Genomic DNA, 13,107 nt, shown 5'->3' on the forward strand with positions numbered 1-13,107 from the left:
TTTAATCTTAATCCAAAATATACTAAGACTGTATTGGAAAATTTTCAATTTTACTTAAGTTATATTAAACTGTATACAAGTTTATTATACTAAAATAAAGGTGAATATGATAGTTAAAGTTTTTAAAATTCTTACAAAACTATTTTTAGTCGTAATAAATAAAAAATATCATTCCTAAGGGGTTGAGATTTAAATAGCAGACTAAGCTCAGGTAAAATTTTATAATAGATCGCTGTCTCTTCATTAACATTGTTCATTTAAACCCCTTCTAAATTATTTTATATTAAGTAATACTGACTTAAAACGTAAATGGTTAACAATAACGAAGTAAATTATGCTATAATCGGAAGGTTCTTTACGGTTAAACTTATCCTTAGTTCGCACTTCTCACTACTTTGAAGTTCGAACTTAATCCTACTAAAAATATATATAGTAATTAACTTGTATTAGTATCTAGCGACCACGATTGCTCGTTGTAAAGAACTATATACCAATACCGAGGCAGACAGATAGTGAGTTTTGGACAGCTGATAGAATAGATCACATTAGGAGACTGGCTTTAACAGGAAAGCCCTACAAGATATTTCCACATTATGACACACTAAGAGTATTAGATAGGATACATTTCAAAAAGGAGAACACCCTAATTTCCGACTCCCCTTCATCTGCAATTTCAACTAGTGTTGCTGGAATACCCGTCTCGGCACCCCTTTACCTAGGTGATATGTCTTACGGAGCTTTGAGTGGAAATCCAAATATAGCAATAGCAAGAGTTGCAGATATAACAGAAACTTTAGCTGGTACAGGTGAAGGGGGGTTACATCCTGAGGTGGGCAAGTCAAAAAGGATTTTTGTCCAATGGGCATCTGCACGTTTTGGTGTTGACATAGATGTGTTAATGAAGGGTGCTGGTATAGTAATAAAAATAGGACAAGGAGCTAAACCAGGTATAGGAGGTCATCTACCTGGTAGTAAAGTGACTGACCCAATATCCCTAACTAGAAGGATCCCTGTTGGAATAGACGCAATATCTCCAGCTCCCCATCACGACATCTATTCTATAGAAGATCTAGGGCAGAGAATTGAAGCATTGAAAGAGGCAACAGGTAAACCTGTATTTGTTAAAGTGGCTGCCACAAACTACATACCTTACATTGTCTCAGGAATAGCCAGGATGGGTGCAGATGGTGTAATTATTGATGGGCATGGGGCAGGGACAGGGGCAACACCTACAGTGATCAGAGATAATTTAGGGATACCAATAGAGCTCGCAGTTGCAATTTCTGATAAAGTACTTAAGGCACAGGGAATGAGGGATAATTTCACTGTTATAGCGGCAGGAAGGATTGCGAATGCTACAGATGCAGCCAAACTAATTGCACTAGGTGCAGATGTGGTCAGCGTTGGTACTGGAGCTTTGATAGCAATGGGGTGTGTGATGGTTCATAAGTGCCATATTGGCTCTTGTCCAACTGCACTCACCAATAAGATAGATGGGACTAGGATGTTTGAGACAGAGTTCGGTGTTAAAGTTCTGACGAATTTTGTAAGGGGATTCTCTCTAGAACTAGCTAACATATTGGACAACTTAGGTATGACTGATTTGAGGAATCTGAAGGGTAGGAAGGATCTATTGGTCGGTAAAGGATTGTCCAGGGAGACCTTGGAGGTACTAGGTATTGAGGGGGAGGAAGAGGAACTTCCGCCCAAACTAGGAGAGTTGTGGACCAAGAGGAGAAAGGCTTATCTCCACGAACTAATAAACAAGGGAGATCCGGTAATAACGAGTATGGGGAGTACCTCACCACCTGATGTGGAAAAACCTGCTAGAATATTAGACTGGATTAGGTCTGACGGTGCCCAGGTTACTAGACCTTCTATTGATCCGTACAGGGAAGACATAGACACAAGCTTCTACTTAAATCATGGTAGATTCTATTTATCACTCCCTATAATCTTTGACATTACTGAAGCTGATGAAGATACAAAAGAGGCATTAAGTTGGGCATCCTTAGCATTGAGCTCTGCAATATTCACAACAGAGACAAACCCTAAGTATAAAGACGTTTCCATAAGTCTAGATGGTAGAGGGGCTCTAAACTGGAGTGATGAGTATAAGTTTGGGTATTACATTAGACTACCTTCCAATCCTGAAGCTGTAGAGAAAGTTGTTGAGCTTAAGGGTGTACCTGGGTTTATAATTGATGAGGATTTAGGTGGAGAAGATCTCGAAATAGTTATCTCAGACGTTGATACTAAGTTGAAGGAACTGGGAGTGAGAAGAAGATTTGACATCTTAGCTAAATCCTCCAAATTAAGAGACTCTGGAGATGCATTTAAGTTAGTGGGCTTAGGTGCAGATTCAGTTATAATGAGTCATAAGATCTTGGATGTGGCAATCGGAGAGGGAAGCCGTAGCTCCCTAAAGGATAAAGCGTTTAATTTAGTTGCGGGTTTCAAAAAGGAAATTGCCCTATTGGCAGGTGCAGCAGGAGTTTACAGTGTCCAATCCACTTTACTTGGAAATAGGGAGTTACTTAGAGCTGTAAATCTAAACTCGTACATCCTTAAAAGGCTCAGGATCAGAGTGGCTGGTTCCCTATGATTCACCCTTCTGGTTGTGGAGTTTTAGGTATTTTAAGAAAAAGACATGCTGAGCAAATACAGGGAGGCTCGGTAGTAAGAGCAATAGAAAAAGTAAGGTATAGGGGAAGCGATAGGGGTGCAGGTTTTGCTGTCTTCAATCTACACAAGAAGAATGTTTACACGATAAGGGCTTTTAGTGAAGAGGATGCTAATGAGATAAAATCACTACTGGAGTCCCAGGGTCTTAAAATAAAAGATTCAAAGTTGAACTACATCAATGAAGAGATTTGTGACTGCAATTTTGAAGTTGTTATTGATGACGTAACCAAAGCCAGAAAGGCTTTCAGAAACATTAATGAAATAATTTGGGGTAGCAAAGAAGGAAGAAGAGGTAGAATATACAGCATTGGTTCCTCACTGAGCGTGTTCAAAGGAGTTGGTTACCCAAAGGACATTTCTAAGATGTATGATGTGGAGAAGTTAGAGGGTGATTTATGGCTAGCTCATACAAGACAGCCTACAAATTCTCCAGGTCACTTTCCATACTGGTCTCACCCATTCTCTACTTTTAACGTTGCAATAGTTCATAACGGTGATATAAGCTCTTTTGGTGCGAATCTGGAGTTTTTAAAGGAAAGGGGATGGGAAGGATTTGTGGGCACGGATAGTGAAGTTATCGCTTTCCTATTTGAAGAGTTGTTAAGTGAAGGTTTCTCTATTGAGGAAGTAGTTAAGATAATGGTAAACCCATCAAGAAGGCTGAATGTAATAGACCCATCTCTGGACTACACGTACAGGAACGCTAGGTTAGACGGACCATTTACTGCAGTTATCGGCTATGATTCAGGAGACGATTTGTACTTAATTGCAATTGCCGATAGAGCTAAATTCAGACCAGCAATTGTGGGTGAGGACGAAAATTACTATTATGTAGCAAGCGAGGAGAATGAAATAAGAGAGATAAGCCCCAATGCCAGAGTTTGGACGTTAGAACCAGGTTCCTATTTCATGGCTTCCTTAAACAGGGGTATAATCTCATATGGCAGAGACGAGGAGAGAGTACACTCATTCTCTCCACCTCCAGTATTTATACCTGAACACTATGACATTGACGCTAGAAACCTTAATTATAAAGAGTTAAACTACGTAATAGCAGAGGTAGCGAAGAAGGGTAAAAAGGAAATTACTGTAGCAAATGTGACTGGTCACAGATACATAGGCATAAACTTTAAGAGACTAGGTGTCCATAACGCAAGGATTAACCTTTACGGTATAGTAGGTAATGTTTTTGCAAACCTTAATGAAGATAACGAATTTTACGTTTATGGAAATGTATCTGATGACTGTGGAGATACAATGCACGGTGGAAAGGTTGTAATTTACGGTGATGCCAGGGACGTTTTAGCTCAGACTTTTCAAAATGGAAGGATATTTGTGAAAGGAAATGCAGGAAACAGGGTCGGTATTCAAATGAGAGAATACAAGGACAGGAGACCATACCTAGTAATCGGCGGATTTGTAGATGATTACCTAGGAGAGTACATGGCAGGCGGTGTTATAGTTGTACTAGGCACTAACGTGAAGGGAGAACCCGTAGGTAATTATGTAGGATCAGGTATGGTAGGAGGAAGAATATACATAAGAGGAAGAGTGTCTCCTTCAAGGATAGGTATACAACCCACTAGGCAAGAGGTACTCAACTTCTTGAAGGCATTACTGGTGGAAGGATATATTGGCGAAGAGGAATTCTCGTCATTAAAGGATAAGTATTACATAGAAGTAATGGACTCGCTGAAGGACAAAGCAAAGGAATATGCTAAGAGATTATTTGAGGAAAAGATTGGTATACCAGAGTACGAATACAGGGAGTTAAACGAAGAGGAGTTCAAGGAGTTATTTGGAGTAATTAAAGAATTCTCACAGGACATGGGGAGAGACTACACCGAGTATCTAAAGGAGAAGTTTACCGTTATAAAATCTAGAAGTAAAAAATAGTAATTTAACCTACACTAAGTTTTTATCTCATAAACGCAATATTATATACAAATTGTACTATAATAAAATTAGGGTTATAGGGAATAGCTCTCTAGCAGATAGGATTATAAAATTGCTAAATGAGATTGGATATTTCATAGTAAATGAAAGTGAAAACCTAAGAGTTGTAGTTGGTCCCTTATCTAGAGCTATAAAATTTGCAAACAAACCAGTCATCTTAGTCACAGAGAATGGTGAATATGTTATTCCCGTAAACAGGGAGGAGTCTGGAGTATCCCTAATAGCATCTCTGATATCTGATATGATAGGGGGTAACCTTATATTGACCTCTAAGATGGCAGAAAAGGGAGTTTATAGTGTGCAAGAGTTCTCCTGGGTGAATGGATTATATTGGACGAACTCTGAAAAAGTTAAGGAGCTGAATAAAAAGATACTAAAAAGCAGTAAACTCACAGTCTACTATGATAAGAAGATTATACTTCCGGAAGGATATTCCAGCGTCGAAAAACCATGTAGCGCTGATATTGTCGTGGGGGATTATGACTGTAACTCACTTGTGCTCAAACCGTACAAGGTGGTCATGGGCCTAAAGTATTATTCTACTATTCCCCCTGAGGTCATCTTGTACAGTATTAGATTAACCTTGAAATCAATTTACATTCTTAATGACAGAGTAGACGTAATAGTCTCTCCCGTGAAGGATAGAAACATCATAAATATATCAACCTTATTAGGGGCTGAATTGTTCACGATTTATGGGGACACCTGTGAAAGTATGCTCCTCCAGTACGGGGGTAAAATTCTACTTAAAGGCGTAAAGAGGGCTTTTGGATTGGAAACATGCTTAGGGGTCGTAAAGGTTGAGAAGGGTATACAATGAAGTGCTTGACGATTACCTCTCTTTACCTGATAGAGTTGAAAGAATAATAAGTTTAGACCCTGCAGCCACAGAAACACTATTTATGCTAGGTTTCGGTGAAAAGGTAATTGCAACTGACGCATTTAGTTACAGACCTTCTGAAGCTAAAAGAAAGTTGAAGATAGGAAGTTATACTCACGTTAACCTTAATCTACTTGAGGAACTAAAACCAGACATCGTATTTACAACCATGGGAGCGCAAAAGGAACTGACCAGAAAACTAATTGACAGAAACTTCAACGTTTATCCTTTGGGTGTAGCCACATCTGTGTCTAGGATATTGAATAATGTGATCCTGGTCTCATTAGTTGTCAATGCACATAATGTCGGGAGAGAATTATACCAATCACTACTCTTATACCTAATGGGTTATAGAAGACTAACCAATAAAAGACCAAAGATATATGTGGAATTTGATTTAGGAGGACCAATCTCATGTGGATATGCGACACATGTAAGTGATGCGATTAACTTGGTAGGTGGTGAAAACATCTTTGACGATATTTCAGATGCATACTTCACCCCCAATGATAATGATGTAATAGAGAGAAATCCCGATCTCATAGTATATGAACCTAAAAGACTCACTGATTACGAGAAGGAGAGAATTCTGAACTACATCGAGAAGAGAGGATTGGGAAAATTCAAGGAAAAAGTAGTATTTACAGTGGGAGACTTCTTAGCTCACCAAGGTCCGAGTTTTATTACTGATGGGGTTAAATTTCTGCATAGCGTTATCCCTTGTTAGTTTCTAATTCTCTTCTCTGGTTTAGGCTTAGTTCTCCTTGAGGATATAATCTTAATTAACCCATAACCAGACACAATAATTCCAATTACGAATAAAACCTCCAAAAAGGTAGAGATGATACCTGAAAGAGAATAGAATGAAGATATATAGTAAGAGGGTAGTACGGCATAGTTAACCCTGACAGTAATCTGTGAATCTGAAGGGTTCCCTAGTTTTATCGTGTAATTCCCTGGATACTGTGGATTATAAATTATATACCCTGTGTTGTTGTAAGCTACACCATCTGGATTCACGATAATAACGTTAGTGTTAGAGTAGTTTGTAATTACCTCAATACTGTAACTGTTTTGGTCTAATGTCACGTTCTTGAGGACCAACGTTGTATTGGGTGGGATATTTAATATATATTGATTACTAATTAAATTTTTTGAAATTATACTATAATATGGTAAATAAAATGGCATCAGCAGATACATTGCTAGAGTTGAAAAGATAATAATTACACCTATCACAAGAATTAATAAATATATATTCACACGTACTGCAGAAATAAGTTAAAGCTTAAAAATCTTATCTATAGTATTTTACCTATGTCCGGTGTTTACGAAATCTGTTGAGGTATTAGATACAACTCTAAGGGATGGAGCACAAACAGCAAACATATCGTTTACATTAAACGACAAAATTAGGATAGCCCTACTTTTAGATGAATTAGGGGTAGACTATATAGAAGGAGGATGGCCTTCATCAAATCCTAAAGATGAAGAATTCTTTAAGGAAATAAAGAAGTATAAGTTAACTAAGGCTAGAATTGCAGCCTTTGGCAGTACTAGAAAGAAGGAGAGTACAGCAAAGGAGGATCAGAGTCTAAATTCTATAATAAAAGCAGATGTAGATGTAGGTGTCTTATTCGGAAAAAGCTGGTCTCTTCACGTTACCGATGTATTAAAGATATCATTAGAGGAAAATCTTGATATAATATATGACAGTGTAAATTATCTTAAATCTCATGGTTTGCGCGTTGTATATGACGCTGAGCACTTCTACCAGGGTTATAAAGAGAACAGGGAATACGCTCTTAAAGCCGTGAAGACTGCTGAGGAGGCTGGAGCAGATGTTATAGTGCTCTGTGACACTAATGGTGGTACATTACCCCATGAGGTTTACAACATAACTAAGGATGTAGTGAACCATGTAAAGGTCAAAATCGGTCTTCATATGCATAACGACTCTGGTGGTGCTGTGGCAAATACTGTAATGGGGGTTGTTGCAGGGGCTAGGCATGTACAGGGAACTATAAATGGAATAGGAGAGAGGACAGGAAATGCAGATCTTATACAAGTAATTCCCAATATTATGCTGAAATTAGGATTAAATTCACTTAAGGGAAATGAGAGCTTAAAGAAGCTAAAGGAAGTCTCAAGAGTAGTATATGAAATAATCGGAGTACATCCCAATCCATATCAACCTTATGTGGGAGACTTCGCATTTACACACAAGGCAGGGGTTCATGCAGATGCGGTCATGAAAGTTACAAGAGCTTATGAACATATAGATCCTACATTGGTTGGAAATAATAGAAGGTTTGTCATTTCAGAAGTCGCAGGCTCCTCTAATGTGATTTATTATTTGGAAAAATTGGGAATAAAGGTTGACAAAAAAGATCCTAGAGTGAGGAATGCTGTGCAGAGAATAAAAGAACTAGAGAACAGAGGGTATAGTTTTGACCTAGCACCGGCATCGGCTGTGCTGGTTGCCCTTAGGGATCTAGGTATGTATAGAGACTTAATAAAAGTGGAATATTGGAAAGTGATGAACGAGAAAGAATTAGCAATTGCAATAGTTAAGGTAAATGGACAACTGGAAGTTGCTGAAGGTGTAGGACCTGTACACTCAGTGGATATTGCATTGAGAAAGGCATTACAAAAAGTATATCCGCAAATAAACAAGGTAAAATTAACAGATTACAGAGTCATTCTTCCAGGAGAAATAAAGAATACTGAGAGTGTGGTGAGAGTGACAATAGAGTTTACGGATGGAGAGAAAAACTGGAGGACTGAAGGGGTCTCAACCAGTGTAATAGAGGCTAGTGTAATTGCGTTAATTGATGGGCTAGACTATTACTTACAAACTGAGAAACTAATAAAAAGTGAAGTGATAAATAACTAATTATGCAGTGGGATCCTGGAGGAGCTACTGAAAGTAGAAGTAAACTTTACATTTATTTGCGTTTCTTAAGGATTGAGCAAGTGTTTTTTAGCCTGCCAATGGCATACATGGGTGCTTTCCTAGCAATAAGGGAAATTCCCCCGATACAAGTACTAATCCTCATGTTTTTCTCACTTTTCTTCCTCAGGACTGCAGGAATGACAAATGATAATCTAGCTGACAGGGAAATAGATGCAATGAACCCTAGAACAAAGAGTAGACCTTTAGTTACAGGAAAGATAACAGTTAGAGAGGCTAAACTTCTAATTACGATTTCCTTAATAGGTTTCTTTATCACAGCTTATTTAATTAACTTGTACGCACTTATCTTCGCACCTATAGTTGCTCTAATAGTAATGAGCTATCCTTACATGAAAAGATATACAGCATTTGCAAATTATCATCTAGCTTCTATTCAAGGTTTAGCTGTTTTCAGCGGCGCTGTGGCATCTCTCGGGCTTTACGCCAAGTCTTTTACACAACTAGTTACAGGAATTCCATGGCTTTTCGTAATATCGACTGTCTTCTGGGCTGTTGGCTTCGATCTTTACAATCACATACCAGATGCGGACTTTGACAAAAAAATGGGTTTACACAGTTTTGCAGTCTTACTTGGGGATAGAGCGTTAATGTTTGCTGGACTAAATCAGCTCATATCGGTATTGCTAGCCCTGTTCGGAGATATACAATTTAACTTAGGGATAATAGCTTATATAGCCACAATTCTTCACGGTCTGATAATGGGTTATGCATATTACTCAGCAACAAGAGGAAACTTTGGAAGAGCGTTCTACTATAATATTTACTCTTCGATAGTGTTGGGTATAGGTATAATAATAGACATCATAGTGTAGTCAGGTAATGTAGAAAATAAGAGCTTTAATTCTCAGCCTCGGGTTCCCTCTTCACTTATCTGTTGATGGCGGGCTTCATCATCAAAGTCCTGAACTTATACAATGTCCTTTCAATCCCTCCAATATATATCTTTTATACTCATCAGTCGGATTATGTTCCCCAGATATATTAGGGGCAACATATGCACATGCATAATATTCCTTACCATTATTATCATAAACTTTAAACACCTCTCTAATATACCTCACTAAGTGCTTCTCAGCGCTGTCAAGTAAATTCAATTCGTCCTCTAGTATCATTAATAAATAACCGCAAACCCTTCCATTTTCATACTTTGTTAGATTAGCACAATATCCCCATTTACATTCAACATTAAAGACTATCTTATAATCAGGTAAATACACAGGAATTTTCTTAAATATTTTCGTAACTCCTCTAGCTTTTAATATTTCATCATTAGTATTCTCCGCATATGCAAAGTAGTTAAATATTGCAGATGTGCCAACGTATTTAGAGTAGTCACCATCTACTATTACGTCCCTACCTGTAATATCTTGATTGTAAACGTAAATGTAAACATTATCTAAATAATATTTCCTCTTGTCATCAAAGTACACTCTGACTTTTTCCCTAATGTACAAGTCGTCAGGTGAACCTCTATAGTCTTCGACCTCGTCCAAAACATTTAACAACTCATCATTTATCTCATACACCTCTCCATGTACAACGCTATCTCCTCTTACCACTCCTGGATAGCTTCCAAGATCATACATCTTATAACCTTCCACCAGACCTAAACCCACAAATCTACTGTTTTTCAAAAAATGGTTAAGCTCAAAACCAAATCTTAATGAACCATAGACAAAAATATACGGAATATCAACCACCCCCCTGATCCACATAACTTAACCAAAACTGGATTTCAGATTCGTCTAAATCTCTACTCTCCTCCCCTTTAATTACACTCGCTTTCAAAATCTTTAATTTTTCTCCATCTATAATACCCCATATCCTGATTATAGGCTTAGTATCTTCATCTACATCTACTCCACTTGCCTCAGAGATAGATGGCGGTACATAATCTATAGTCACATTATTACCTTCAATTTGAACAATATAGTTGGGATAACCTCTTAGGACGTCCAAAATTTTAAGGTTAACCTCTAACACGTATATACTTTTTAACTATTAGTTTTAAATTCTGCATCCCTATTACTATTACCTCATCGCCCTTAGATATTGGCTCATTAGAAATCGCCCTCCAATATTCTCCCTCGATCAAAACATACCCTTCCTTGCCCGGAGAAATGTCATCAACTGCCCTTCCTATCTTGCCCTCATAGGTATACAAATTCCTCCTCCTTGTTGTCCATATTACATTTACAACTCTGTAGAGCAAAAAACCAACCAAAGCAAGTGATGGAATTGCAACAATAGGGTTAGCGTATTGACCAGTAAGTATTAAGGCTAATATGACTACAACAATAATTATTATCGACACAGGATCATGTACTACCATAATATTTAATACTCCTTAATCTAAAAATACTTTTCAATGCTCATAAGAGTTTTGCTAATTATTGTAATGCTTATATTGCCTTTAACAGTTACTCCGCTCTTGCCAAACTCTCAAGTCATAAACTCTTACCCTATAGGTGTATCTTTCTTCCCTTTATTTTCTATATATCAAACACAAGAAGTTTTAGGAGAGATTAATATTAGTTCACTATATATAGGAAACTCCTACTTGTCTAATGGTCAATATCTAACAACAGGCAATGCCTCACTCCAGTTGAATGCGATGATAAATGGAATATACTGGGCACAGGATGTAATATTATTCAGCCAGATAAATAAAACAGCATTTAACGCTAGTTTGGTAGTAAATGTCTGGAATCTTTTAGGACCGTTTAATCTAAACCTGTCCAAGGGAATTGAGACAACATATCAAAACTTAGGAGTCATATTATATACAGGACCCTCATATATAGTGAAAACACCAGTTCAAATCAAATTATTTATGATAATAAACTCCACCTCCCTTTATTTTGGATATTATATAAATGGTCACAGCGGAATATTTTATCAGTTACCTTTAACAGGAAGTTTTAGGATAGGTGGATTTTCAGCCATAGGCCTTCCGAATGACTTGGAATTGGTGTTCGGCGGACCTGGAGGGGGAAGTAGCGTGCAATTGATTACAACTGCTAATGCTAATCTCTATTTTAAGGATGGAAATTCATTAACAGTGGTGCCCTCAGCATTATCCACAGGTCTCGATACTGCGGAAACTGTAATAGGTATAAACTCTGTGGGTAACCTAACAAATTTGTTTAAGCCATCAGTTATAATAGGACCAGGTGATCCTACTCCTTCTGTACTTTGGCCGATAAAACCAAATATTATTGTAAACTCAAATAATTCGTCAATATCAGTTAGGTTGATGTACGATAACAAGCCCATAATGTGGCAAAAAGTAGAGCTTTATGGAGTGAGTCTGAATGGTCTATATAGCCTCTCCAATATAACAACAGATAATTCAGGCTATGCATACTTTAATACTTCTCCATCCCTTTACGTTATATATTACCCGGGTAATTTCACCTTGTCCTCTACCTATTATGTTTCAGCACCGGCGTTAAACTCCTTAATATCCTCTCTTAAATCTGCATATGATTCCTTAGCAAACTTTTTATCACATTATGATTTCAAAAATGGTATTTCGTCATTCTTTTCTAATGCTAAAAATGCTGTGAATTACAAAAGTAATTATCCCTCCCAATACCTGATTTTGATCTATATATCAAGTTTCCTTATAGGAGTGGTAATTTCTGCTCTCCTCATAAGATTTAAACATTAAATAAAATATTATAATATGGCAATCAGTATAGGAGATATCATAGGGATAGTCTTCCTTTTGATAATTATCATAATTCTATTGTCTCTTTCCCTTAGAGTTATAGCGGAATGGCAGAGAGCCGTAATATTGAGATTAGGAAGGGCAATAAGAGTTAAAGGACCGGGAATAATAACTCTTATTCCATTTGTGGATAGACCTATAGTTGTGGACTTGCGAATAGTCACAGTAGACGTGCCTGCTCAGACTACAGTTACCAAGGACAATGTAACTGTGACTATTGACGCTGTATTATACTATAAGGTGGTTGACCCAATGAAAACTATTTTGTCAGTGGCTAACTATAACTACGCCGTATTGAACTTAGCTCAAACATCACTAAGAGATATTATAGGACAAATGGAGCTTGATGAAATCCTTGTAAAAAGGGAAGAAATAAACAAGAGATTACAATTGATCTTAGATGAGATAACAGAGGGATGGGGAATAAAAGTCACACAGGTGACTGTTAGAGATATAAGGTTATCACAGGAACTCCTATCAGCAATAGCAGAACAAGCAAAAGCTGAGAGGATAAGAAGAGCAAAAGTTATTTCAAGTGAAGGAGAAAGACAGGCTGCTTCCATATTAGCTGATGCATCACAATATTACGTAAGCAATCCAGTAGCGTTACAGATTAGGTTCTTGGAGATGCTTACAGATATCTCACAGAGAGGTAATATGGTAATAGTAGTACCTGCAGGTCAAGAATTTTATTCCACACTGTCTGTCCTGAAATCCAAACCGCAAAGTTAATCAGCTGGACTAGGATAATTCACTGATCATCACAGAAATTTTCATCATTTTTATGATGCTACTCAGCAGTAGTTTATAAAGAAATAAAAATATTAGGCATAAGACAATGTTTTATGGCTAAGGAAACTTATAGACAAAAGTGAT

General features: G+C 37.4%; 12 protein-coding genes. 8 read left to right on the plus strand and 4 right to left on the minus strand.

Going from position 1 to position 13,107, the window contains the following annotated elements:
* The first annotated feature begins 466 nt into the window (after positions 1-466).
* Genes SACI_RS11230 through SACI_RS11245 form a run of 4 tightly spaced genes read left to right on the plus strand, consistent with a single transcriptional unit; the run spans position 467 to position 6,248 of the window.
* Positions 467-2,605, plus strand: a complete 2,139-nt coding sequence (locus tag SACI_RS11230; protein ID WP_011279107.1) for an FMN-binding glutamate synthase family protein — start codon at positions 467-469, stop codon at positions 2,603-2,605.
* A complete protein-coding gene (locus SACI_RS11235; protein ID WP_011279108.1) occupies positions 2,602-4,581 on the plus strand; it encodes a class II glutamine amidotransferase in 1,980 nt (659 codons plus the stop codon). Before SACI_RS11230 ends, SACI_RS11235 begins: the two co-directional genes overlap by 4 nt.
* A gap of 52 nt (positions 4,582-4,633) precedes the next feature.
* Positions 4,634-5,461 carry a cobalt-precorrin 5A hydrolase gene (locus SACI_RS11240; protein ID WP_011279109.1) on the plus strand — a complete coding sequence of 276 codons (828 nt, stop codon included), beginning with the start codon at positions 4,634-4,636 and terminating at the stop codon, positions 5,459-5,461.
* Positions 5,442-6,248: an ABC transporter substrate-binding protein gene (locus SACI_RS11245; protein ID WP_011279110.1), complete on the plus strand. Its 807-nt coding sequence runs from the start codon at positions 5,442-5,444 to the stop codon at positions 6,246-6,248. Before SACI_RS11240 ends, SACI_RS11245 begins: the two co-directional genes overlap by 20 nt.
* Here SACI_RS11245 and SACI_RS11250 read toward each other — a convergent pair.
* Positions 6,245-6,784, minus strand: a complete 540-nt coding sequence (locus SACI_RS11250) for a hypothetical protein (protein WP_230937900.1) — start codon at positions 6,782-6,784, stop codon at positions 6,245-6,247. The two genes, SACI_RS11245 and SACI_RS11250, sit on opposite strands and share 4 nt — an antisense overlap.
* Positions 6,785-6,845: 61 nt before the next feature.
* Between SACI_RS11250 and cimA the strand changes: the two genes are divergently transcribed.
* The gene (cimA, locus tag SACI_RS11255; RefSeq protein ID WP_011279112.1) at positions 6,846-8,417 is read left to right on the plus strand and encodes a citramalate synthase; all 1,572 of its coding nucleotides are present in this window, start codon (positions 6,846-6,848) and stop codon (positions 8,415-8,417) included.
* Between the two features lie 2 nt (positions 8,418-8,419).
* A complete protein-coding gene (locus SACI_RS11260; protein WP_011279113.1) occupies positions 8,420-9,310 on the plus strand; it encodes a 4-hydroxybenzoate octaprenyltransferase in 891 nt (296 codons plus the stop codon).
* Between the two features lie 81 nt (positions 9,311-9,391).
* On the opposite strand, the gene SACI_RS11265 is transcribed toward SACI_RS11260, so the two are convergent.
* The 3 genes from SACI_RS11265 to SACI_RS11275 are packed head-to-tail and all read right to left on the minus strand — an operon-like array spanning position 9,392 to position 10,830.
* Positions 9,392-10,213: a gamma-glutamylcyclotransferase gene (locus SACI_RS11265; RefSeq protein ID WP_011279114.1), complete on the minus strand. Its 822-nt coding sequence runs from the start codon at positions 10,211-10,213 to the stop codon at positions 9,392-9,394.
* Positions 10,191-10,457 carry a hypothetical protein gene (locus SACI_RS11270; protein ID WP_230937899.1) on the minus strand — a complete coding sequence of 89 codons (267 nt, stop codon included), beginning with the start codon at positions 10,455-10,457 and terminating at the stop codon, positions 10,191-10,193. Before SACI_RS11270 ends, SACI_RS11265 begins: the two co-directional genes overlap by 23 nt.
* A gap of 10 nt (positions 10,458-10,467) precedes the next feature.
* Positions 10,468-10,830, minus strand: coding sequence for an NfeD family protein (locus SACI_RS11275; RefSeq protein ID WP_011279116.1), 363 nt, complete (start codon positions 10,828-10,830; stop codon positions 10,468-10,470).
* A 36-nt stretch (positions 10,831-10,866) separates the two neighbouring features.
* On the opposite strand from SACI_RS11275, the gene SACI_RS11280 reads away from it, so the two are divergent.
* Both SACI_RS11280 and SACI_RS11285 read left to right on the plus strand, forming a co-directional pair.
* The gene (locus SACI_RS11280; protein ID WP_011279117.1) at positions 10,867-12,171 is read left to right on the plus strand and encodes a thermopsin family protease; all 1,305 of its coding nucleotides are present in this window, start codon (positions 10,867-10,869) and stop codon (positions 12,169-12,171) included.
* Between the two features lie 15 nt (positions 12,172-12,186).
* Entirely contained in the window at positions 12,187-12,963 is a 777-nt protein-coding gene (locus tag SACI_RS11285) for a slipin family protein (RefSeq protein ID WP_011279118.1), read from the plus strand.
* Positions 12,964-13,107: the final 144 nt, after the last annotated feature.

Origin of the sequence: Sulfolobus acidocaldarius DSM 639, assembly GCF_000012285.1 — an archaeon.
Lineage (GTDB): Archaea > Thermoproteota > Thermoprotei_A > Sulfolobales > Sulfolobaceae > Sulfolobus > Sulfolobus acidocaldarius.